The organism is Bacillus sp. USDA818B3_A (genome assembly GCF_009928415.1).
In the GTDB taxonomy this organism is placed as follows: Bacteria; Bacillota; Bacilli; order Bacillales; family Cytobacillaceae; genus Neobacillus.
On record NZ_JAABNN010000010.1, the window covers coordinates 33,761 to 55,402 of the forward strand.

Consider the following 21,642-nt stretch of genomic DNA (forward strand, 5'->3'; position numbering starts at 1 on the left):
ACAAAACGAAGGTATAAACTGTATTATAACAAAGAGGTGATAGAGTTCATGTCGACACAAACTACAGGTATTGAAGTGGTTGGAGCTTTAAAAGCCCAGTATGATGAGATTTTGACCCTAGAGGCACTAAACTTAATTGAAGAATTAGAGCGTAAATTTGGAAGACGCAGAATCGAACTGTTGCAGTACAGAGAGAAACGGCAAGCAGAGATTAATAATGGCAAACTCCCTGAATTCCTTCCTGAAACGAAACATATCAGGAACGGTGATTGGACAGTCGCTCCATTGCCCAAAGATCTTCAAGACCGCCGTGTAGAAATTACCGGACCAACAGATCGGAAAATGGTCATTAATGCATTAAATTCTGGTGCTAAATTATTTATGGCTGATTTTGAAGATGCCACCTCCCCGACATGGGATAGTATTATTGAAGGACAAATCAACCTGAGAGATGCGATCAAAAGGACGATATCCTTTGAAAATCCAAATGGGAAACGATATGAGCTGAATAAAGAAACAGCTGTGCTCATTGTTAGACCGCGTGGACTTCATCTTGAAGAAAAACATGTGCTATTAGATGGCAAGCCCATTTCAGGAAGCTTCTTCGATTTTGGGATGTACTTTTTCCATAATGTAAACACACTGATCTCAAATGGAACGGGACCATACTTTTATCTGCCAAAGCTTGAGAGTCATTTAGAAGCAAGGCTTTGGAATGATGTCTTTGTCTATACACAAGAGAGACTGGGAATTCCTCAAGGAACCATTAAAGCAACCGTACTGATAGAGACAATTTTGGCGGCATTTGAAATGGATGAAATTCTTTATGAATTAAAGGAACACTCAGCCGGATTAAACTGCGGCCGGTGGGATTATATTTTCAGCTATATTAAAAAACTGCGTAATCACGCAGATGTTATACTGCCGGATCGTGCACAAGTAACGATGACTTCACCTTTCATGCGTTCTTATTCATTGTTAACCATCAAAACCTGTCATCGCCGTAAGGCACCGGCAATGGGCGGAATGGCTGCGCAAATCCCTGTTAAAAATAACCCAGAGGCAAATGAGGCAGCGTTTGCTAGTGTTCGAGCGGATAAAGAGCGTGAGGCACGGGATGGCCATGATGGAACATGGGTTGCACATCCTGGACTCGTACCGGTTGCCATGGAAGTATTCAATCGCGAGATGCCGACACCCAACCAAATCCATACCGTCAAACAGCAGAACATCACCATTACTGCTGCTGACTTGCTCGAGGTTCCAAATGGGAAGATTACTGAAAGAGGTGTCCGCACAAACATCAATGTAGGTATTCAGTATATTGCCTCATGGTTAAATGGGAGAGGTGCCGCACCCATCCACCATTTGATGGAGGATGCAGCCACGGCGGAAATTTCACGGGCTCAAGTCTGGCAGTGGATCCGCCACCCAAAAGGCATTTTGGACGATGGCCGTAAAGTGACTGCTGAAATGTATGAGCAATTAAAGTTGGAAGAATTAGAGAAAATCAAATTGGAGACAGGGGCAGAAAGCTTCGAGAACGGGCGCTTTGCTGAAGCTGTTCAATTGTTTGACCGGTTAATCTTGAATGATGACTTTATTGATTTCTTAACATTGCCCGGATATGAGCAGTTATAAGTTTCTTATTTTAATAGATTAATAGGAGGAATTTTAAAATGACAGATCAAAGAGCTGCGCAATTACAAGAAAGCTGGGAATTGGATAGCCGCTGGAACGGGATTACCAGACCCTACACTGCTGGAGATGTAATTAAGCTTCGTGGTTCGGTGGATATTGAACATACATTGGCTCGTAAGGGTGCTGAAAAGCTGTGGAAACTACTAAATGAAGAAGATTACGTTAATGCTCTTGGAGCGTTAACCGGCAATCAGGCTGTTCAGCAGGTAAAAGCAGGACTAAAAGCGATCTACTTAAGCGGCTGGCAGGTTGCCGCTGACGCGAATCTTTCAGGACATATGTATCCCGACCAAAGCTTATACCCAGCAAACAGTGTACCAAGTGTGGTCAAGCGGATTAATCAGGCACTGCAGCGCGCAGACCAAATCCATCATTCAGAAGGCGACCATTCGACTGACTGGTTTGCTCCGATTGTTGCTGATGCTGAAGCTGGTTTTGGCGGGCAGTTAAACTGCTTTGAATTGATGAAAGGAATGATTGAAGCCGGTGCATCAGGTGTTCATTTTGAAGATCAGTTGTCTTCTGAGAAAAAATGCGGTCATTTAGGCGGGAAGGTGCTGCTCCCAACTCAAACAGCGGTGCGCAATTTGATTGCTGCACGCTTGGCTGCGGATGTGATGGGGGTTCCAACCGTTCTCGTTGCCCGGACAGATGCCAATGCGGCTGATTTGATTACAAGTGATATTGATAGTAATGATGCTCCGTTTATTACGGGGGAACGGACACCAGAGGGCTTCTTCCTTACAAGGGCAGGAATTGATCAGGCAATCGCCAGAGGTCTAGCCTATGCTCCATATGCAGACTTAATTTGGTGTGAAACTTCTGAGCCGAATATTGAGGAAGCCAGGAAGTTTGCGGAAGCCATTCATGAGAAATTCCCTGGTAAACTATTAGCCTACAATTGCTCACCATCCTTTAATTGGAAGAAAAAACTGGATCAGGAGACGATTGCGAAGTTCCAAGAGGAGCTTGGGAAAATGGGTTACAAGTTCCAGTTTGTAACGCTTGCCGGCTTCCATGCCTTGAACCACAGTATGTTTGAGTTAGCGCGCGGATACAAGGAGCGGGGTATGGCGGCTTACTCTGAGCTGCAGCAGGCTGAGTTTGATAGTGAGCAGTACGGCTATACAGCGACACGCCACCAGCGTGAAGTAGGTACAGGTTACTTTGATCAGGTGTCTATGGTGATATCTGGTGGAACGTCTTCGACTACGGCGTTGAAGGGGTCGACAGAAGTAGAACAGTTTAGCAGTCCTAGTAAAAAGTAATCGTGAGGGTGGCGGAGCCTTTTCTCCTGTTTGGAGGGAAGGCTCTTTTGTTGGAATTGGAGGTGGAGGTGGTGTTACTCTCGGATAAGCTGATTTACTCTTGGATAAGACAGGTTTATTCTCGCATAAGATGTAATACTCTCGGATAAGATGAATTTACTCTTGGATAAGATTTGATTACTCTCGTAGAGGCGCTGTTGTGATCCAGTGTACAAAACCAATTTTGGATTGTAACGTTTATTAGGGTATTATCATACATAATAATAGCTTTTTACATGGAGATGATAGGCTTGGAAAGAAAAACAGTTGAAGATGTCCTGCAGCAAGGCATCTATGGGCCTTTAGAAACAAAACCAGAAGAGCGGCGAAAATACCTAGGAACCCTGCGCGAACGAATTATTATCGCATTAACACAAAGCCAGGTTGCTGAAGAAAAAACGTACCCCCAAGTAGAGCAATCGATGAAAGAATATCCGAAAGCGCAGCTATTGCTGAATGGAAACATGGCCTATGAAGAGTTATCCAAATACGTAAAATTAGCAGCTAAGAATAAGATTGGCCATAAGATTGTAACAAACAAAGAGCATGAGACCGACATCGGTTTAGTATTAGCGATGAGCTCTGCCATTGACAAGGAAGAAATCTATATCAGCAAACAAGTGCCGATCCTTGAAAAGGTTCCAGAGAAGAAAAGTCTATTTGCCAAACTATTTAAACGATAAAATGGAGTGTGTGATTAAAAAAAATCACACACTTTTATTTTTCAAATGTCTATAATCGCATATCCTTATGATTCAGCTGCTATCTCAACCGTTGCTTGCAGTTCCAACTCCACATTCCCTTGAATGGCCCGGCTGATCATGCATGAGGTTTCCGCTTTTCGCGCAAGTTTCTCAGCTAAGTCCGCCTCTTTTTCAAGCGCATTGCTCTTCAACACAATTAGCGGGCGATGAATAATTTTTTTATACGTGAATACACCGTTTGTTACATCGACGATGGCCTCAGAGTCCATCGTTAATGATTCCTTATCCAGCCCGGAGCGCTCCATCATTGCGGCAAGAGTAATAATATAACACGTTGCAGCCGCCCCAAGCAGCATTTCATCCGGATTCGTGCCGACACCCGGACCGTCCATCTCCGGCGGGATGGAAATCTTCGTTTTTAAATTCCCTGCTTCAATCTCGCCAATATCATTCCGTAAACCCGGCCAGTTTGCCTTTAAGTGAAAATGATGTTCTGCCATACAAATTCCTCCAATCACTCATTTTATCCACACAACGTTTGCCATCTATGGTATGGTATTGTTTGATACTTTAAAAATGGAGCAGTGATAATGAAGCTGATTTTTAAATTCATCCTGTTAATAATCCTACTTGTCTATATAGCCATATTGTCAAAATTAATCTTGTTTAAATATATCCCTCTTTCTCAAATTGTTGAACACTTTAACTTTACATACGATGAATACCATTGGCGTGACAATAACTTTGTCCCTTTTAAAACCATTTATTTTTATATGTATCTTGCTGATATTAATCTAAGTATCCGCATTGCGAATTTGGCAGGGAATATCATCGGTTTTTCTCCATTTGGTTTTATCTTACCATTGCTTTCAAGACGATTTCAAAAGCTTAGACGGGTCATCTTGTCTACTTTTTGCTTAAGTTTAGCGTTTGAAATGATTCAATTAGTATTCGAATTTGGCAGTTTTGATGTCGATGACCTGATCCTCAATACATTAGGAGGTATTCTGGGATATATACCTGCTAAAATTTTTCTGATGACTGCCGTAAATCGCTCTCAAAATAAAAACGCCTAATGAATCCTAAAAGGATCCACTAGGTGTTTTTTCGTCTGTTGTCACTGGAATAGTATCGGCTAGCAACTGAATGTTTTTGGTTACCTTCGTACTGTAGGTGAAGTCTCCATAGCAATAGGGATAGCGGAAATTACTTTTATCACCGCTGCAATTATAAAGGGTTGGTTTTTTCTCAACCTGAATCAGGGAAAATTCCTTTGCCAGTTCCTCGCTATGTTTTCCACCGTGCTGTGCTACGTAGTCAATATAGCCGATGCCCATATTATATGACTGGATAATCGTTGAGAAATCCACCTTCTTTTGGGTTCCGTAAGTAAGGACCCGTTGAAAATGCTTTACCCCAGCCTGTATGCTCTGTTTAGGGTCATTAATTGTATCCTTTGCCAATCCAGCCGATTCTGAGGCCTGCATCGGGTCTCCGCCAAGACCATGACTTTCCTGCTGCATCAAGGCAATAACGACGGCTGTATGCTCCTCAAGGCCATATTTGGCTAACTCATCGTGGATATGAGGCTGATATTTTTTTACCTCAGCAAAGGGGTCAACATTTTTTACAAGCAGAGGGGAGTTTTGTTTATCAAAGTGATTTTGAAACCATGCCAATGCGCAAAAAAGCAAGAACAGAACGAAAAACGTTCTCCATTTCTTCCGTTTTCGTTTCTTTTTCATCCACTTACTCTCCCAAAATAGCAGCTTTTTTGATTATTATAAATGACGGGGCTTAGTGCTGTCAGGTTTTATAATTTATTAAATTTAATCTAAAACTCTCTCTATTTGTTAATACTGAGAAAGGAATCATTGCGGTAACGCAGAAAAGTTTGGTATTATCAATTATAAAATAATAAAGGGAAAAGGGGGTCAAACAGATGTCACGAATTTCAACGGATCAAGTAAAACATGTGGCAAACTTGGCACGATTAGCCATTACGGAAGAAGAAGTCGAAAAATTTACAAAACAACTGGATAAGATTATTACTTTTGCTGAACAGTTAAATGAATTGGATACAGAAAATGTAAAGCCTACATACCATGTCCTTGATATGAAAAATGTATTGCGCGAAGATATTCCACAAAAAGGACTGCCGCGTGAAGAGGTACTAAAAAATGCACCTGAGCATAAGGACGGTCAAATTAAGGTACCATCGATTTTGGGAGAGTAAGGAGTGAAAGAATTGAGTCTATTTGATTATAAAGTTTCGGACCTTCATGAATTAATACATAAGAAGGAAGTAACAGTATCTGATCTTGTAGAAGAATCATATAAGCGGATTGGCCAAGTTGAGGATAAGGTACAAGCCTTTTTAACCTTGGATGAGGACCGTGCCCGGGCAGCCGCAAAGTCACTTGATGAAAAGCTGAACACTAACGATTCAAAAGGGCTTTTATTTGGCATGCCGATTGGTGTAAAAGATAATATTGTCACCAAGGGACTAAGAACAACTTGTGCAAGTAAGATACTAGAAAATTTTGACCCGATATATGATGCAACGGTTGTTCAAAAACTGCAGCAAGCAGAAACCGTTACAATTGGTAAGTTAAATATGGACGAGTTTGCGATGGGTTCATCAAATGAGAACTCCCATTACCAAAAAACACGCAATCCTTGGAATCTTGAAAGAGTGCCTGGCGGTTCTTCCGGCGGCTCTGCAGCATCTGTTGCCTCTGGAGAAGTGTTGTTCTCCCTAGGATCTGATACTGGCGGTTCGATTCGGCAGCCGGCATCTTTTTGCGGCGTCGTTGGGATGAAGCCAACTTACGGACGTGTGTCTCGTTTTGGTCTTGTTGCCTTTGCTTCATCACTTGACCAAATTGGTCCAATTACAAGAACAGTTGAAGACAATGCATTTTTATTACAAGCAATCTCCGGTCTAGACCCAATGGATTCAACTTCTGCGAATGTGGATGTTCCAAACTTTGCATCAGCCTTAACAGGCGATATTAAGGGGTTAAGAATTGCCGTTCCTAAAGAATATTTAGGTGAAGGTGTGACGGAAGCAGTCCGCCAATCTGTCATGGATTCTTTAAAGGTTCTTGAGAGCCTTGGCGCTGTCTGGGAAGAAGTTTCTCTGCCGCATTCCAAATATGCCTTAGCAACTTACTATTTGCTGTCCTCATCAGAGGCTTCAGCAAACCTTGCCCGTTTTGATGGTGTACGTTACGGTTATCGTACTCCAGATGCTGAAAGCTTAATTGAATTATATAAAAAGACACGAGCAGAAGGCTTCGGTGATGAAGTAAAACGCCGGATTATGCTTGGAACATTTGCACTTAGCTCGGGTTACTATGATGCTTATTATAAAAAAGCACAGCAGGCCCGGACGTTGATTAAAAAGGATTTTGAAGATGTCTTTGCTAATTATGATGTCATTGTTGGACCGACAACTCCAACACCTGCATTTAAAATTGGTGAAAATATCGATGATCCATTGACCATGTATATCAATGATATTTTAACAATCCCAGTGAACCTTGCCGGCGTACCAGGAATCTCGATACCATGCGGTTTCGATGCAGGCCTTCCGCTTGGATTGCAGATCATTGGCAAACATTTTGATGAAGCAACGATTTATCGTGTGGCCCATGCGTTTGAGCAGGCGACAGACTTTCATAAGCAGAAGCCGGAATTGTAGGGGGTGGAGAAAACGATGGAATTTGAAACAGTGATTGGACTTGAGGTCCATGTTGAGTTAAAAACCGATTCAAAAATCTTTTCAGCCAGTCCAAACCACTTTGGTGCTGAGCCGAATACGAATACAAGTGTAATTGATCTTGGTTATCCAGGTGTGCTGCCTGTCCTCAATAAGAAGGTGGTTGAGTTTGGGATGAAGGCAGCAATGGCCATAAATTGCGAGGTTGCCACACATACAAAATTTGACCGAAAGAATTATTTTTACCCGGACAACCCGAAGGCCTATCAAATCTCCCAATTTGACCAGCCAATTGGTGAGCATGGCTGGATTGAAATTGAAGTAAATGGCTATACGAAAAGGATTGGGATTACAAGAATTCATCTTGAAGAAGATGCCGGCAAGCTGAACCATGAAAAAGGCTATTCTTTGTGCGATTACAACCGTCAAGGAACACCGCTCGTTGAGATCGTTTCTGAGCCGGATATCCGTACGCCTGATGAAGCTTACGCTTATCTTGAAAAGTTAAAATCAATTATTCAATATACAGGCGTATCTGATTGTAAGATGGAAGAAGGGTCGCTGCGCTGTGATGCCAATATTTCTATTCGTCCTGTCGGACAGGAGGAGTTCGGGACAAAAACTGAGTTAAAGAACTTGAACTCATTCAACTTTGTCCGTAAAGGTCTTGAGTATGAAGAAAAACGTCAGCGGGAGGTCGTTTCTTCAGGAGGAACGATTGATCAGGAAACACGCCGTTTTGATGAAGCGACAGGCTCCACTATTTTAATGAGGGTAAAAGAAGGTTCTGACGACTATCGTTACTTCCCAGAACCAGATTTACTTGATTTATATATTGATGAGGATTGGAAAGCTCGAATTCGTGCGGAAATCCCTGAGCTTCCGGACCAGCGCCAAAAGCGTTATATTGAAGAACTCGGCTTACCTGTTTATGATGCCAAAGTATTGACTGTAACGAAAGAAATGGCTGATTTCTTTGAAGCAACTGTCAGCGGCGGCGCGGATGCGAAGCTTGCTTCGAACTGGGTGATGGGTGATGTGTCTGCATACCTGAATGCCGAGGGTAAGGAACTTGATCAGGTGGCGTTAACTCCGGAGGGGTTAGCAGGCATGATTAAGTTGATTGAAAATGGAACGATTTCTTCTAAGATTGCCAAGACCGTTTTTAAAGAGTTAATTGAAAATGGCGGCGATGCGGAGCAAATCGTGAAAGAGAAAGGGCTTGTGCAAATTTCTGATGAAGGCACACTTCTTAAGATTATCGCAGAGGTACTTGATGCCAATCCGAAATCGGTTGAAGATTTCAAGGACGGTAAGAATAAGGCGGTTGGGTTCCTTGTTGGACAGCTGATGAAGGCTACTAAAGGACAGGCTAACCCGCAGATGGTGAATAAATTATTGCAGCAGGAATTGCAAAAACGATAATAGAAAGCTTGGCTGGCAGATATAGTTTCTGCCAGTTTTTTTTATAGTCCGATTGGCATACGCCTGTCACCAATGCGTTTTTGCTTTTTTCTTGGAATTGTCGAAACAATACTCGACAAATTCTTAGCATTCCTTAGAAATAAGTTGTACGTTAACAAGGTTTTTTCAACTTTTAATCAAACGTTTGATTAAAAGTTGAAAAAGGAGATTTCGTCAAAATAAGTAAAGATAGTCAAAGTTTCGACTCTAGGGTATAGAACTTTTAATAATTTGAGTATAAAAGAGAACTGGGAAATCTCTATCAGTATAAAGGTCTGAATTTTTATTATTTTTAAAAACATAATTGACAACGCTTTCATTAAAAAATAAACTGATGGTGTAATTGGAATGTCGTTCCACGATAAGGAACATTTGGTATAAATTTGAAATGGCGGTGAGGAAAATAGCGATATCCAAAAGCAACTCCTCTATTCAATCTGTTGAAAGGGCTTTGAAAATACTAGATTCATTAAAGGAAAATCCCAATGGGTTAGGAATTACTGAAATTGCCAATAGGTTAGAGATCGCTAAAAGTTCTGCTCATCGCTTAACCACTACATTATTGACATTTGGCTATGTTCATAAAGACAAAATCACAGATAAATATTTATTGGGATTAAAGCTTGTTGAGCTCGGGGAACAAGTATTAGAAACCCTTGATTTACGAAAGGTAGCCTCTCCCTTTCTGCAAGATTTGGTAAATGAATTGGGAGAAACCGTTCATCTAGTAGTAATGGAAAATAATGAAATTGTTTACATTGATAAGATTGAAGGCCCTCAGACGATAAGAATGTATTCAAGAATCGGCAAGAGGGCACCTGTCCATTGTACCGGTGTTGGCAAAGCAATTATGGCTTTTTTACCCGAAGAAGAGGTCAATCAAATCCTAATTCACAAAGGGTTAAAAAGGTATACGGAATTTACCCATACCACTAAAGAAACATTAATAGCCAATCTAGAGGAAATCCGGCAACTGGGCTATTCGATCGACGAACAAGAACATGAATTAGGTATTCGCTGTGTTGCTGCTCCGATCTTCAATCACCATAAACAGGCGATAGCAGGACTAAGTGTAGCAGCCCCCATTTATCGCCTTCAGGAAACAATGATTAAGGAGTATGCTAGGAAAATTACTGATTGCTCAGGCAAAATATCAAAAGGGCTGGGATATAGAATAGGATAAATAGTTTCCGGTTCCGATCTTGTTTAACCGGAGCCAGCTTCAACTCCATTCTGGTTTAATAAAATGAATCTCTTAAACATTTTGAGGAGGTGGTCAACATTTAAAGTTTTGTTTTCACTATCTAATATGATCACGATTAAACAACTGAGATTATTACTAGCGGTGTTGACTATTCATTTTCGAGGGGGTATTTAGATGAAGAAAAGGTATTTTTCGATATTCATAGCTGTTATCATGCTTATTTCTTTGTTAAGTGCATGTTCTGGAGGAAAAACAACTGCAGGTGAAGAAGGTCTTGAAAAAACAGCTCCAAAAGGAGAAGTTTCAGGTGAAATAACAGTAGCTAGCTGGAATCTGGCTGCAGACTCATTAAAAGAAGAAGCAGCTAATTTCATGAAAAAGTATCCAAAAGCAAAAGTAAAAATAGAGTATGTTACTAGTGATTATAAAAGTATTACACCTCCATTAACGTCTGGAAAAGGAGCACCGGATGTCATGCAAATTCAACAGCGTGACTTTGCTAACTTCTTAGATGTATTTGAAGGACAGTTCGTTGATTTAACGGCAAGATTAGATGGAAAAGAACAGGAATTTGCTGAAGTTGCTCTTAATCAGGTAAAAGACAAAGATGGCAAGGTCATGGGACTTCCATGGGACCTCGGGCCAGTGGGAATTTATTACCGCAAAGATATGTTTGAAAAAGCGGGAGTGGATCCAGCTTCCATCAAAACTTGGGATCAATATATTGAAGCAGGTAAAAAAATTCAAGCTGCAAACAATGTAAAAATGCTTGCTTTAGGAATGAGTTCTAAAGATATTGCGGAAATGTACCGCATGTTAATGAACCAATTGGGCGCCCAATATTATGACCAGGATGGCAATATTCAATTTGCCACAGAAAAAAATATTGAAGCCATTAATATGTTCAAGAAATTTGTTGATGCGGGACTAGTAGTAGATGCTCCAACATGGGACGACCGAATCCGTGCATTTGCTAATAACAAAATTGCGACGGCCGTATATCCAGTTTGGTATGCCGGAACCATTAAGACACAAGCAGAGGATCAAAAGGGAAAATGGGGCATTATGCCGATGCCTGGATTTACTGATGGTGGTCCAAATCAATCTCATTCAGGCGGATCTACTTTGGCTATTTCTACTCAATCAAAAAATAAAGAATTAGCTTGGAAGTTTATTGAGTACACGCTAATGACGAATGAAGGTCAAGATGTTCAAATGAAATATGGCTTGTTCCCATCTTGGCAGCCTTATTATGAAACAGAAAAGTTTAAAGAAGTAGATGAGTATTTCGGCGTAGCATTATCGGAATTCTTTGGTAAGGTTTCTACTAATATTCCAACCATTGATTACGGGGCTCATTTCCTAGACGTCAATGATGCGATTGTTGGTGCTCTTGGGGACGTGATGGAAGGAAAAGATGTAAAAGAGTCCTTGAAAAAAGCGGAAGAAAAAGCTGCAAAAGCTACAGGACTAAAGATTAGTAAATAAAGTTAGAAGTACCCCTGACTTTTCAGGGGTACGATAATGGAGGTGGATTAGGTGTCATCAATCGAACGAGAAAGGCAAACGAATGCTGCCTATACGGAAATTCCGGCTAAAAGGGGAAAAAGATTTAAACTCCTTAATTTGAGTCCATACATTTTTATCACACCTTTTTTTCTTCTCTTTTCCGTCTTCATGTTATATCCGCTTATCTACTCCTTTGTATTAAGCTTTAGTAAATGGCGGGCAGGGGTAACGACATTTGTCGGGTTAGAAAACTATAAAATGTTATTAACGGACCCATCATTTTGGCATTCTCTTGGCAATACAGGGTTAATTTTGGGACTTCAAGTACCAATTATGCTGATTTTAGCAACATTCATTGCAACGGTGATTAACTCTGAACAAATAAAAGGTAAATGGCTCATCAGGCTAGGTTTTTTTCTTCCCTGTTTAATTGATTTAGTTACATATGCCTTGGTATTTTCCCTGCTCTTTAATGAACAGTATGGAATGGTGAATCAAGGACTTAATGCGATCGGACTGGGAGATGTAAAATGGACCTCCGATGGCACCTGGGCAAAAGTATTAATTATTATTGCTGTCACTTGGCGTTGGACAGGATACAACGCAATCATCATTCTTTCAGGCCTCCAGGCTGTTCCGAAAGATTTATATGAATCTGCCAGTATTGATGGGGCAAGCAAGCTGACAAGCTTTTTTAAAATTACCTTACCAATGTTAAAACCCGTCCTTCTTTTTGTCGGGATTATTTCTACTATTGGAACATTGCAGCTATTTGCTGAGCCTTACGTATTAACAGGCGGAGGGCCAAGAGAACAGACACAGACTGTCATCCTCTATTTATATGATAAAGCGTTTGGTTCGTTTGATTTTGGTCTGGCATCAGCGGGCGCTTATATCGTCACAGCCATTATCGCCATTTTATCTTATTTCCAAATCAAGATATCTAAAGGAGGGGAAATCTAGTGCATGTTAAACGTGAATTTAACAAGTTATTATTATATATCTTTGCACTCATGGGTGTGACCATTTCTATATTTCCTTTCTATTGGATATTTACGGCAACTACTTTAACAGAATCACAAATTTTTAAAGTTCCGCCAACGTTTGCCCCGGGCGGGAATTTTATCAACAATCTAACTAAATTAACGGACCAATGGGAAATTTGGAGAGCATTAATCAATAGCTTACTAGTTTCTGGTATTACCACAGTTACTACCATCTTTTTCTCAGCATTGGCTGGATATGCGTTCGCGAAATATCGTTTTAAAGGACGCGACCCGTTATTTTATACCGTACTATTAATGATGATGGTTCCAACCCAGGTCATGTTAGTACCAATGTTTATTATCATGATGAATTTTAATTGGATTGATTCCTACTATGCCTTAACTATTCCTTATTTAGTTACTCCAATGGGTGTGTTCCTCATGAGACAGCAAATGTTGGCATTTCCGGATGACCTTATTGAAGCGGCAAGAATAGATGGCTGCCGTGATTTCGGTATTTTTTTCAGAATAGTCCTTCCGGTTATGAAGCCTGCTTGTGCTGCACTGGGAATCATTACTTTTATGCATCAATGGGGAAACTTTATCTGGCCCTTGGTAGTTGTATCCTCCAAAGAAATGTATACGCTGCCATTGATGCTTTCCATGATGGTTCAGCCAGGGCAGGTAGTTCATTACGGTCAAGTCATGGTTGCTGCATCAATTGGGCTGCTGCCAATGCTAATCTTGTTCTTATTTTTCCAAAAGCACTTTGTCTCCGGGGTGTTTAGCGGTTCAGTGAAGGGATAAGAGCCGCCACGGTATGAACCCTAGTTATCAATTTAATAAATTTATAGATGGGAGAAACATGATGACAAAAGAATTAAGAGCTTGGGAAAACTTATCTGTCCTGCAAAAAAATCGTTTAGATGAACGGGCATATTTCCTTTCATATGAAAATGAACATCAAGCATTAACCTGTGACAGAGGCAGGGCCCAAGGGTTTAAGCTCCTAAACGGAGAATGGAAATTCAACTACGCTCTGAATCCAGAATTAGCACCTAAGCAATTTTTTGAAGAAACATTTGATACCAGTGAATGGGATGATCTTTATGTTCCTTCGAACTGGCAGATGCATGGCTATGGCAGGCCGCATTATACCAATGTCCAATTTCCATTTCCTATTGATCCTCCCCGTGTACCGACTGAAAACCCGACGGGCTCTTACAGACGGGAATTTGTCATCCCGGCTGAGTGGTTAAATGAGGCTGTTTTCCTGCGGTTTGAAGGGGTCGACAGTGCTTTTCATTTGTGGGTTAATGGCCAGGAAGCCGGCTATAGTCAAGGAAGCCGCCTCCCAAGTGAATTTGATATTTCTTCGTTTATTCGTGAAGGGAAAAATGTGCTGGCTGTTCAAGTTTATCAATGGTCTGAAGCAAGTTATATCGAAGACCAGGATATGTGGTGGCTGAGCGGTATTTTTAGAGATGTGTATTTACATGCGAGGCCTAAGGTTCACGTATGGGATTATTTTGTCAAAACAAATCTTGATAAAAACTATGAGAATGCAGAATTGGAAATTGAAACCATTCTATCAAATCAACAAATTCAAGAGGTTTCTAACTTACAGCTGGAAATCAAGTTATTAAATCATTTATATAAAGAAGTCACTGTAAAAGATTTGAAGAATATTAACATTGGCCGAATAAATGATACTAAGTTATCAGTCAGGATTCCGATAAATAATCCCGAAAAATGGACTGCAGAAAGCCCCTATTTATATCATTTGCTTCTTACATTAAAGGATGAAAAAGGGAACGTTATCGAAGTGGTTCCAACTAAAGTCGGATTCCGCTCTGTTGAAATTAAGGAAGGTGTGCTGCAGGTAAATGGGACAGCGATTATGATCAAAGGCGTCAACCGGCATGATCATCATCCTGATCTTGGAAGAGCGGTTCCTTTAGATTCGATGCTAGAAGATATTCGCTTGATGAAGCTGCATAATATTAATGCGGTTCGGACGTCACATTATCCAAATGATCCGCGATTCTATGATTTGTGTGATGTATATGGTTTATATGTAATTGATGAAGCTGATTTAGAATGTCATGGCTTCCATGTGATTGATGATATTAATCAAATCAGTGATGACCCCACTTGGGAAGAAGCTTATGTCGACCGGATGAAACGAATGGTCGAGCGCGATAAGAATCATGCCTCTATCATTATGTGGTCGCTTGGGAATGAATCCGGGTATGGCAGAAATCATGATGCTATGGCAGAGTGGGCCAGATTTAAGGATCCAACACGCCCAATCCATTATGAGGGTGAATCCCGTTTTATCATGACAGAGGATCAAAACAATCCAACCAGAGATCCAGTTGCCTCCGATGTTCATACAACCATGTACACGGCTGTTGAAATTATGGAGGAATTAGGGAAAAGAGAGGACCTAACAAAGCCGCATATTCTTTGTGAGTACGCGCATGCAATGGGGAACGGTGCGGGCGGATTTAAGGAGTATTGGGATACCTTCTATAAGTATCGCAGGCTGCAAGGCGGGTTTGTTTGGGAGTGGATTGACCATGGTATCAGACAAGTAACGGAAAACGGTGAGGAGTATTTCGCTTATGGCGGAGATTTCGGTGAAACACCGCATGATTCAAACTTTGTCATTGATGGTCTGATTATGCCAGACCGAACACCATCTCCAGCATTGGTTGAATATAAAAAGGTAATTGAACCAGTTAAAGCAGAAATCGTTGATTTAAAGAAAGGGATCGTAGAACTAACGAATCGTTATGATTTCATTTCTTTAGACCACTTGCAATTGTCTTGGTCTGTTGTCTGTGATGACCAAATCATCGATCAAGGTTTGCTTCCTATCAACGGTATCCATGCAGGCCAATCAAAGCAAATAATGATTCCGTTTGTACTGCCAGCTAACATAAAGGTCAGAACTGACTACTGGCTAAATTTAAACTTCCTGACAATAATGGATACATTCTGGGCAAAAGCAGGGCATGAAATAGCATGGGCGCAATTTAAGCTTCCTGTTTCTGCTATCCAGGCCGAAGAAGTAAAGCCACTGCAATTTCCGGTTGAAGTGAATGAAACAGCTCGTTTGATTACCGTATCCGGAAACGGCTTTGAGTTAGCTTTTGATAAGATATTTGGTGTGATTGATTCATGGGCCGTTGAAGGAATTCAAGTTTTGGAGGAAGGGCCAAAGCTTAACTTTTGGAGAGCACCGACAGACAATGACAAGCTAGCCAGCGGTAAATGGAAAAACATAAGCTCGAAGCAAGAATGGCAAAATCATGGCCTGCATTGGATGCAGCACCGAATCGACGATGTTTCGTATTCTATTTCGGCTGATAAGAAAAAAGTGGATATTCAAGTGATGGTACGAATTGCCCCTCCAAGACTTTCATGGGGAATAAACACTCTATACACCTATACTGTTTTTGGCAGCGGGGACGTCGTCCTTAAAGTAAAAGGTGAACCTCAAGGAGATTTGCCGGAGACCATGCCGAGAATCGGTTTAACAATGAAGCTTCCTAAGCGGTTTGAGAATGTCAGCTGGTACGGACTTGGACCTGGTGAAGCGTACGTGGACAGCAGGATGGCGAACCGAATGGGTGTATGGTCCAGAAAAGTGGATGACTTGTACACTCCATATGTCTGGCCGCAAGAAAATGGAAATCGTCATCAGGTGAAATGGGTTTCCTTAACTGAAGCTAATGGTTTTGGGGTATTAGCGATCGGGAATCCTGAAATAGATTTCAGTGCTCACTATTATACGCTTGAAAACTTTGACAAGGCAAATCATACCTATAATTTGAAAAAGCAGGACTTCATCACCTTTAATCTGGATCATAAGCAGCATGGTCTTGGTTCTTCTAGCTGCGGTCCGGATGTATTAGAAAAGTATCGATTAAGACCAGAAGCTTTTGAATTCGAAGTCCGTTTTAAACCATATTCCATTAACGAATCCTCTCCTATTGAACTTAGTAAAGTTCAGTTAGAGGATGTGGCTGAAAAACTATTTATATAGACTGGGTGAATCCTATTGTGCGTTCACTGACAATAGGATTCATTATTGATTAAAGGAAGTGATTCCGATGCACGAAATTTTACGAAAAATGGAAAACGAAAAGATCGTTTCGATCATAAGGTGTAAATCAACAAATGATATAGAATCGGTGGTTTCCGCATTGTATGATGGAGGAATTCGTTTCGTTGAAATGACGATGAATACTCCTAATGCTCTTCAAGCGATAGAAATAGCCGTGCGGAAGTTTCCAGACATGCAGGTAGGGGCTGGAACCGTCCTCGATGCGGAAACGGCAAGGCTGGCCATCCTTTCTGGAGCATCCTTCTTACTGGCACCAGTGTTACACGAAGAATCGATGACAATGGCCAATCGTTACAATATTCCCTTGATTCCAGGTGTTTTAACGCCAACTGAAATTTTAAAAGCTTATGAGTTAGGAGCACAAGTGGTGAAGGTGTTTCCGATTCGGGCATTTGGACCAAAGTATATTAAAGACATAAAAGGACCAATGCCATACGTCAATATCATGCCTGTGGGCGGGGTGGATGTAGAAAATGCCAAGGAATATTTGGATCATGGAAGTTTTGCCCTGGGGATTGGATCGACGTTGGTAAATGACAATTTGATAGAGCAGAAAAACTTTACCGAGATTTATAATCGGGCTAAAAAACTGGTAGAGGCTGTTCGATAAGTTGTGACTAAAAATGAAAATGAGATACGAGTGGTGATGTGAATGTATATGATTGCTATTGATTCTGGCACAACTAATTCTCGTATTCGGCTTGTTAATGACAAGCAAAACAAAGTCATAGATGTTATTAAGCTAAACGTAGGTGTAAGAAATACGGCAATAGACGGGAATGCGGATGTACTCAAAAGAAAAATAGCGGAAGGACTGCAAGAGATTATTCTGCGGAACAACCTCCGAAGCACCGACATTCAGTATATTGTGGCAGCAGGGATGATTACTTCTAACTTAGGGTTATTTGAGGTAAAGCATATAGAAGCACCGGCGAAGTTAGAAGACTTTGCAAAAGCCTCTTCGGTACGAACAGAAGATTATTTCTGTCATATCCCATGCATTTTTGTACCGGGAATGAAAAATAAAATCGAGTACTACGAAGGGGAATTAGCCGATCAGCTTGACCGCCATGACGTAATGAGAGGAGAAGAAGTGGAATCATTTGGACTTGTAAACCAAATAGGTTTACAAGGAAAGGGGATGATCGTTCTTCCGGGTTCTCATACGAAATTTGTTTTTATGGAGGACAGGCAAATTGAATCTTGCTATTCCACCTTATGTGGTGAGCTTTTATTCGCTGTCAGCAGGGAAACGATCCTTTCAAGTTCTCTGGATAAAGAGTTGATTACTAGTGTTGAACCGGAATATCTGATTGAAGGCTATAAAGCTAGCGAGAAGTTCGGTTTGACACGGGCCCTTTATCATGTTCGTTTAGCAGATGTATTTAACCAAATGAATAAAAATCAACGTGCAAACTATTTGGTTGGTGCGGTGATGTCTTGTGATATTCGAACAATCCTAAAGAGTAAGCGGCTTGAAGAGCTTGATTATGTGGTAATTGGCGGTGGTAATCCATTGCGAAGGGCATTTGGAGAAATTTTTTCCTATTTGGACTTAAAAAACGTGACTGTATCGAGTGATGAGCAAGTAGACTTTTCCACAGTCATCGGATCGAAAGTGATTGGCGATATTGTTTTTTTAACTACTATTACTTCCAAAAGAGGTGGATGATTCAATGAAAATAACTAATCTTGAATGCTTTGTCGTTCCTCCACGCTGGTTATTTTTAAAAGTTGAAACGGATGCGGGGATTGTTGGCTGGGGGGAACCAATTGTTGAAGGAAAAGCCCATACAGTTAAAGCCGCAGTCGAAGAAATGGGAGAATATTTGATTGGTAAGGATCCTATGAGAATTGAGGACCATTGGCAGGCACTGTATCGTTCTGGTTTCTATCGGGGCGGACCTATTTTAATGAGTGCGATCGCCGGGATTGATCAGGCATTGTGGGATATCAAGGGTAAATATTATAACGCTCCGATTTATGATTTGCTTGGAGGGGCTTGCCGAGAGTCAGTTCGCGTATACTCTTGGATTGGCGGCGACAGGCCAAGTGAAGTGGGGATGGAAGCGAAGGAAAAGGCTGAAGCCGGATTTACGGCAATTAAAATGAATGCAACGGAAGAACTTCAGTACATTGATTCCTTCAATAAAATTGATAGGGTTCTTGAACGTGTAGCGGCTATTCGGGAATATTGTGGGAATGATCTGGAAATTGGAATTGACTTCCACGGAAGGGTTCATAAACCAATGGCAAAGATCTTAGCCAAGGAACTTGAGCAATTCCGCCCGATGTTTATTGAAGAGCCTGTTCTTCCGGAGAACAATGAAGCATTGCGGGAAATTGCCCGAGCAACTAGCATACCGATTGCAACTGGGGAAAGAATGTTTTCTCGTTGGGACTTTAAACAGTTGTTATCCGATGGATATGTAGACATTATTCAACCCGACCTGTCACATGCTGGAGGAATTACAGAGTGCAGGAAGATTGCTGCAATGGCAGAAGCCTATGATATTGCCGTTGCCCCGCACTGCCCGCTCGGCCCGATTGCGCTCTCAGCCTGTTTGCAGGTTGATGCTGTTTCCCATAATGTCTTTATTCAGGAACAAAGCCTCGGTATTCATTATAACAAGGGCAATGATTTGCTTGATTATATTGCCGATCCCACTGTTTTTGACTATAAAGATGGTTTGGTACTGCTGCCAAAAGGGCCAGGATTAGGAATTACGGTCAATGAGGAATTCTTGAGAAGACAGGCAGATGTAGGGCACAACTGGAAGAATCCTGTATGGAGACATAAGGATGGTACGATTGCGGAATGGTAGCAGTTTAATAGAATAAAAAGCTGGCAGATTAGATTCTGCCAGTTTTTTTAAGGATAAAAGAGAACAAAAATTTGATTTAATAATTGGTCGGCTTCAGCTACTAGAAGCTATGAACTAACTCTTGGTTAACAGGCTTATGCTTTACCTAATGTCGAAACATGTCTCGACAATCTTTTCCACATTTCCCGGGAAAAAGTCCCCTGTTTATAAGGTATATAGGAAAACTAAACAAACGTTTAGTTAACATCGGATAGTGTTAGAGGATGTCGAATCTTAAACTTGTTTAGTAGAAATAGATACAGACAAAGAAAACGAAGATGTCATGCATCCTCGTTTTCTAGAACGAAATCATCGCACCGCGTTCATCAAAGACAGCACTCGGATTCCAAGCCACTTCCCAGAGGTTCTTTTCAGGGTCAGCAAAGTAGGCTGTACGGCCGCCCCAAAAAGCGTCACTAGGTTCTCTTAAAATAATCCCGCCAGCTTCTCGAATTATATCAATCGTTGAATCTACCGTGTCTGGCTTTTCTACGTTTATAGCAAAAGTGACAGGACGAAAAGTTTCGAGGGATTGGGACAGCTCTACACCGGCATCTTTTGCCAGCTCTGCAACTGGAAAAAGGGAAAGCAGGACGCCGGCAGTTTTAAAGACAGCATAGTGATCGGAGCTAGTCTCCGTTTCCTCCCACCCTAAAGATTGATAAAACGCACGAAGTACAGGCAAATCGTATGCACCGAGAGTAAGTAAACTAACTCTTTGTGGGACCATGTTTTATTACCTCCATTTATTTCTATGCTAATTAACAATTCTTCATATAATTACTTGTTTCCTTCTAATTAATGAAATGAAAGCTTATTCCCTGGTTTAACAACCCCACAAAATGGTAAGATTTAGGCAGTTAGATATTTCTAAGGAGCGAGGCTGTGGAATGACCATTTATATTGCGCTGTTACGGGGAATTAATGTGGGCGGCCATCATAAAATGAAAATGGCCGATTTAAAAAGCCTATTAGAGTCAATGGGATTGCAAAAAGTCAAAACGTATATTCAAAGTGGAAATGTCTTGTTTGAATCGGAAGACGGTGCTGAACAACTTAGCAAACGGATGGAGAACGAACTTAACCGTATATTTGGTTTCCCTGTTCCGGTTGTTTTAAGAACCGCTGAGGAGCTCAAACAGTTGATTCTTGATTGTCCCTACTCAACTGATTCATTGAATGAGGGCGAAAGTGTACAAATTGCTTTTTTAGGAAGAGAACCTGCTAGAGAAGGCATCGACCATATGTACGCTTACAATAATGAATTTGAAGAGTGTAAGATTAAGGGGAAGGAAGTATATTTCTATTTCCGCAAGAGTATTAGGGATTCGAAGCTGGCGCCGCAGCTCCCGAAGCTCGGCGTGCCGGCAACCGTGCGTAATTGGAAAACAGTTAGTAAACTTGAGGATTTGTCAAAGTCATTATAAGAGAGGTGTGTTTAAAGATGAATTTAAATGAATGGTTTCAAAGAGGAATGACGGTTGATGAGTACATTAACTCAATGAAGCAAAATAAAGAAGAGATGCTGGCTATTTATGAGAAGTTTAACCTCACAGAAGAGGACCAAAACAAGTTGGCTGGTCTAAGAGAACTGCACTTGAGGGTAATTGCGTTAACTGAAGATTGGTGCGGGGATGCGCTGCTCAATAACCCGATTTTGATGAAGATATCAGAGGCAGCGGGTATCGAACTACGCTTTGTCCTCCGTGATCAAAATCTCGAGTTGATGGATCAATACTTGACCAATGGCACGTCACGAGCGATTCCTATTTATATTTTTATAAATCAAGAAGGGAACGAGACCGCAGTATGGGGACCGAGAGCATCTGAGATGCAGGCGCTTGTGACTGAACGGCGTGCAGCACTTCCGGATAAGGAAGCACCGGATTTCGAGGAGAAGCAAATGGCGATGTATAAGGAGCTTAGAGCCTCGTATGTAAGCGATGCCGGCATTTGGCAGACGGTTGCTGATAGTATCCTTTCTAAATTAAAATAAACTATTTATTGCATTAAAAAACGCTCGGATGAAAAAGTTCCGAGCGTT

Annotated in this window: 20 protein-coding genes; 17 read left to right on the top strand and 3 right to left on the bottom strand. The window is 41.2% G+C overall.

What is annotated here, in order from left to right; translation table 11 throughout:
- Positions 1–48: 48 nt before the first annotated feature.
- From aceB to GXK58_RS16500, 3 genes are all read left to right on the top strand, one after another.
- Complete coding sequence (gene aceB, locus GXK58_RS16490; protein ID WP_160724263.1) at positions 49–1,641, top strand: malate synthase A; 1,593 nt, start codon at positions 49–51, stop codon at positions 1,639–1,641.
- 38 nt (positions 1,642–1,679) lie between these two features.
- Positions 1,680–2,969, top strand: coding sequence for an isocitrate lyase (aceA, locus tag GXK58_RS16495; RefSeq protein ID WP_160724264.1), 1,290 nt, complete (start codon positions 1,680–1,682; stop codon positions 2,967–2,969).
- Positions 2,970–3,250: 281 nt separating this feature from the next.
- Entirely contained in the window at positions 3,251–3,691 is a 441-nt protein-coding gene (locus tag GXK58_RS16500; RefSeq protein ID WP_337248196.1) for a YueI family protein, read from the top strand.
- A gap of 65 nt (positions 3,692–3,756) precedes the next feature.
- Here GXK58_RS16500 and GXK58_RS16505 read toward each other — a convergent pair whose 3' ends face one another.
- Positions 3,757–4,212, bottom strand: a complete 456-nt coding sequence (locus GXK58_RS16505) for an OsmC family protein (RefSeq protein WP_160724266.1) — start codon at positions 4,210–4,212, stop codon at positions 3,757–3,759.
- Between the two features lie 90 nt (positions 4,213–4,302).
- On the opposite strand from GXK58_RS16505, the gene GXK58_RS16510 reads away from it, so the two are divergent.
- Positions 4,303–4,788 carry a VanZ family protein gene (locus GXK58_RS16510; RefSeq protein WP_160724267.1) on the top strand — a complete coding sequence of 162 codons (486 nt, stop codon included), beginning with the start codon at positions 4,303–4,305 and terminating at the stop codon, positions 4,786–4,788.
- Between the two features lie 6 nt (positions 4,789–4,794).
- Here the strand turns inward: GXK58_RS16510 and GXK58_RS16515 are convergent, their stop codons facing one another.
- Positions 4,795–5,457 (bottom strand): lysozyme family protein, encoded by a 663-nt coding sequence (locus GXK58_RS16515; RefSeq protein ID WP_160724268.1) that lies wholly within the window; start codon positions 5,455–5,457, stop codon positions 4,795–4,797.
- A 197-nt stretch (positions 5,458–5,654) separates the two neighbouring features.
- Between GXK58_RS16515 and gatC the strand changes: the two genes are divergently transcribed.
- From gatC to dgoD, 11 genes are all read left to right on the top strand, one after another.
- The gene (gene gatC / locus GXK58_RS16520) at positions 5,655–5,948 is read left to right on the top strand and encodes an Asp-tRNA(Asn)/Glu-tRNA(Gln) amidotransferase subunit GatC (protein ID WP_160724269.1); all 294 of its coding nucleotides are present in this window, start codon (positions 5,655–5,657) and stop codon (positions 5,946–5,948) included.
- A 12-nt stretch (positions 5,949–5,960) separates the two neighbouring features.
- Complete coding sequence (gatA, locus tag GXK58_RS16525) at positions 5,961–7,418, top strand: Asp-tRNA(Asn)/Glu-tRNA(Gln) amidotransferase subunit GatA (protein ID WP_160724350.1); 1,458 nt, start codon at positions 5,961–5,963, stop codon at positions 7,416–7,418.
- Between the two features lie 15 nt (positions 7,419–7,433).
- The gene (gene gatB / locus GXK58_RS16530; protein ID WP_160724270.1) at positions 7,434–8,861 is read left to right on the top strand and encodes an Asp-tRNA(Asn)/Glu-tRNA(Gln) amidotransferase subunit GatB; all 1,428 of its coding nucleotides are present in this window, start codon (positions 7,434–7,436) and stop codon (positions 8,859–8,861) included.
- Between the two features lie 427 nt (positions 8,862–9,288).
- The gene (locus GXK58_RS16535) at positions 9,289–10,083 is read left to right on the top strand and encodes an IclR family transcriptional regulator (RefSeq protein WP_202171382.1); all 795 of its coding nucleotides are present in this window, start codon (positions 9,289–9,291) and stop codon (positions 10,081–10,083) included.
- 195 nt (positions 10,084–10,278) lie between these two features.
- The gene (locus GXK58_RS16540) at positions 10,279–11,592 is read left to right on the top strand and encodes an ABC transporter substrate-binding protein (RefSeq protein WP_160724271.1); all 1,314 of its coding nucleotides are present in this window, start codon (positions 10,279–10,281) and stop codon (positions 11,590–11,592) included.
- 51 nt (positions 11,593–11,643) lie between these two features.
- Positions 11,644–12,576, top strand: a complete 933-nt coding sequence (locus tag GXK58_RS16545; protein ID WP_160724272.1) for a carbohydrate ABC transporter permease — start codon at positions 11,644–11,646, stop codon at positions 12,574–12,576.
- Positions 12,576–13,406: a carbohydrate ABC transporter permease gene (locus tag GXK58_RS16550; RefSeq protein WP_160724273.1), complete on the top strand. Its 831-nt coding sequence runs from the start codon at positions 12,576–12,578 to the stop codon at positions 13,404–13,406. The genes GXK58_RS16545 and GXK58_RS16550 overlap by 1 nt, the downstream gene beginning before the upstream one ends.
- Before the next feature lie 58 nt (positions 13,407–13,464).
- Positions 13,465–16,653 (top strand): glycoside hydrolase family 2 TIM barrel-domain containing protein, encoded by a 3,189-nt coding sequence (locus tag GXK58_RS16555; RefSeq protein WP_337248194.1) that lies wholly within the window; start codon positions 13,465–13,467, stop codon positions 16,651–16,653.
- Positions 16,654–16,720: 67 nt separating this feature from the next.
- Positions 16,721–17,344 carry a bifunctional 4-hydroxy-2-oxoglutarate aldolase/2-dehydro-3-deoxy-phosphogluconate aldolase gene (locus GXK58_RS16560; protein ID WP_160724274.1) on the top strand — a complete coding sequence of 208 codons (624 nt, stop codon included), beginning with the start codon at positions 16,721–16,723 and terminating at the stop codon, positions 17,342–17,344.
- Positions 17,345–17,386: 42 nt separating this feature from the next.
- On the top strand, positions 17,387–18,406 hold the full coding sequence (locus GXK58_RS16565; protein ID WP_160724275.1) for a 2-dehydro-3-deoxygalactonokinase: 1,020 nt from the start codon (positions 17,387–17,389) through the stop codon (positions 18,404–18,406).
- A 4-nt stretch (positions 18,407–18,410) separates the two neighbouring features.
- On the top strand, positions 18,411–19,559 hold the full coding sequence (dgoD, locus tag GXK58_RS16570) for a galactonate dehydratase (RefSeq protein WP_160724276.1): 1,149 nt from the start codon (positions 18,411–18,413) through the stop codon (positions 19,557–19,559).
- A gap of 337 nt (positions 19,560–19,896) precedes the next feature.
- Here the strand turns inward: dgoD and GXK58_RS16575 are convergent, their stop codons facing one another.
- A complete protein-coding gene (locus GXK58_RS16575) occupies positions 19,897–20,328 on the bottom strand; it encodes a VOC family protein (protein ID WP_160724277.1) in 432 nt (143 codons plus the stop codon).
- Between the two features lie 160 nt (positions 20,329–20,488).
- On the opposite strand from GXK58_RS16575, the gene GXK58_RS16580 reads away from it, so the two are divergent.
- Positions 20,489–21,025, top strand: a complete 537-nt coding sequence (locus GXK58_RS16580; protein WP_160724278.1) for a DUF1697 domain-containing protein — start codon at positions 20,489–20,491, stop codon at positions 21,023–21,025.
- A 17-nt stretch (positions 21,026–21,042) separates the two neighbouring features.
- Entirely contained in the window at positions 21,043–21,594 is a 552-nt protein-coding gene (locus tag GXK58_RS16585) for a thioredoxin family protein (protein WP_160724279.1), read from the top strand.
- Positions 21,595–21,642 lie beyond the last annotated feature (48 nt).

Excerpts from the sequence above, each read along its gene's own strand:
- aceB (WP_160724263.1), top strand. The coding sequence starts at position 49 with ATGTCGACACAAACTACAGGTATTGAAGTGGTTGGAGCTTTAAAAGCC.
- GXK58_RS16580 (WP_160724278.1), top strand. The coding sequence starts at position 20,489 with ATGACCATTTATATTGCGCTGTTACGGGGAATTAATGTGGGCGGCCAT.
- GXK58_RS16560 (WP_160724274.1), top strand. The coding sequence starts at position 16,721 with ATGCACGAAATTTTACGAAAAATGGAAAACGAAAAGATCGTTTCGATC.
- GXK58_RS16535 (WP_202171382.1), top strand. The coding sequence starts at position 9,289 with ATGGCGGTGAGGAAAATAGCGATATCCAAAAGCAACTCCTCTATTCAA.
- GXK58_RS16575 (WP_160724277.1), bottom strand. The coding sequence starts at position 20,328 with ATGGTCCCACAAAGAGTTAGTTTACTTACTCTCGGTGCATACGATTTG.
- GXK58_RS16555 (WP_337248194.1), top strand. The coding sequence starts at position 13,465 with ATGATGACAAAAGAATTAAGAGCTTGGGAAAACTTATCTGTCCTGCAA.
- GXK58_RS16585 (WP_160724279.1), top strand. The coding sequence starts at position 21,043 with ATGAATTTAAATGAATGGTTTCAAAGAGGAATGACGGTTGATGAGTAC.
- GXK58_RS16565 (WP_160724275.1), top strand. The coding sequence starts at position 17,387 with ATGTATATGATTGCTATTGATTCTGGCACAACTAATTCTCGTATTCGG.
- aceA (WP_160724264.1), top strand. The coding sequence starts at position 1,680 with ATGACAGATCAAAGAGCTGCGCAATTACAAGAAAGCTGGGAATTGGAT.
- gatC (WP_160724269.1), top strand. The coding sequence starts at position 5,655 with ATGTCACGAATTTCAACGGATCAAGTAAAACATGTGGCAAACTTGGCA.
- dgoD (WP_160724276.1), top strand. The coding sequence starts at position 18,411 with ATGAAAATAACTAATCTTGAATGCTTTGTCGTTCCTCCACGCTGGTTA.
- gatB (WP_160724270.1), top strand. The coding sequence starts at position 7,434 with ATGGAATTTGAAACAGTGATTGGACTTGAGGTCCATGTTGAGTTAAAA.
- GXK58_RS16500 (WP_337248196.1), top strand. The coding sequence starts at position 3,251 with ATGATAGGCTTGGAAAGAAAAACAGTTGAAGATGTCCTGCAGCAAGGC.
- GXK58_RS16505 (WP_160724266.1), bottom strand. The coding sequence starts at position 4,212 with ATGGCAGAACATCATTTTCACTTAAAGGCAAACTGGCCGGGTTTACGG.
- GXK58_RS16510 (WP_160724267.1), top strand. The coding sequence starts at position 4,303 with ATGAAGCTGATTTTTAAATTCATCCTGTTAATAATCCTACTTGTCTAT.
- GXK58_RS16515 (WP_160724268.1), bottom strand. The coding sequence starts at position 5,457 with ATGAAAAAGAAACGAAAACGGAAGAAATGGAGAACGTTTTTCGTTCTG.
- GXK58_RS16540 (WP_160724271.1), top strand. The coding sequence starts at position 10,279 with ATGAAGAAAAGGTATTTTTCGATATTCATAGCTGTTATCATGCTTATT.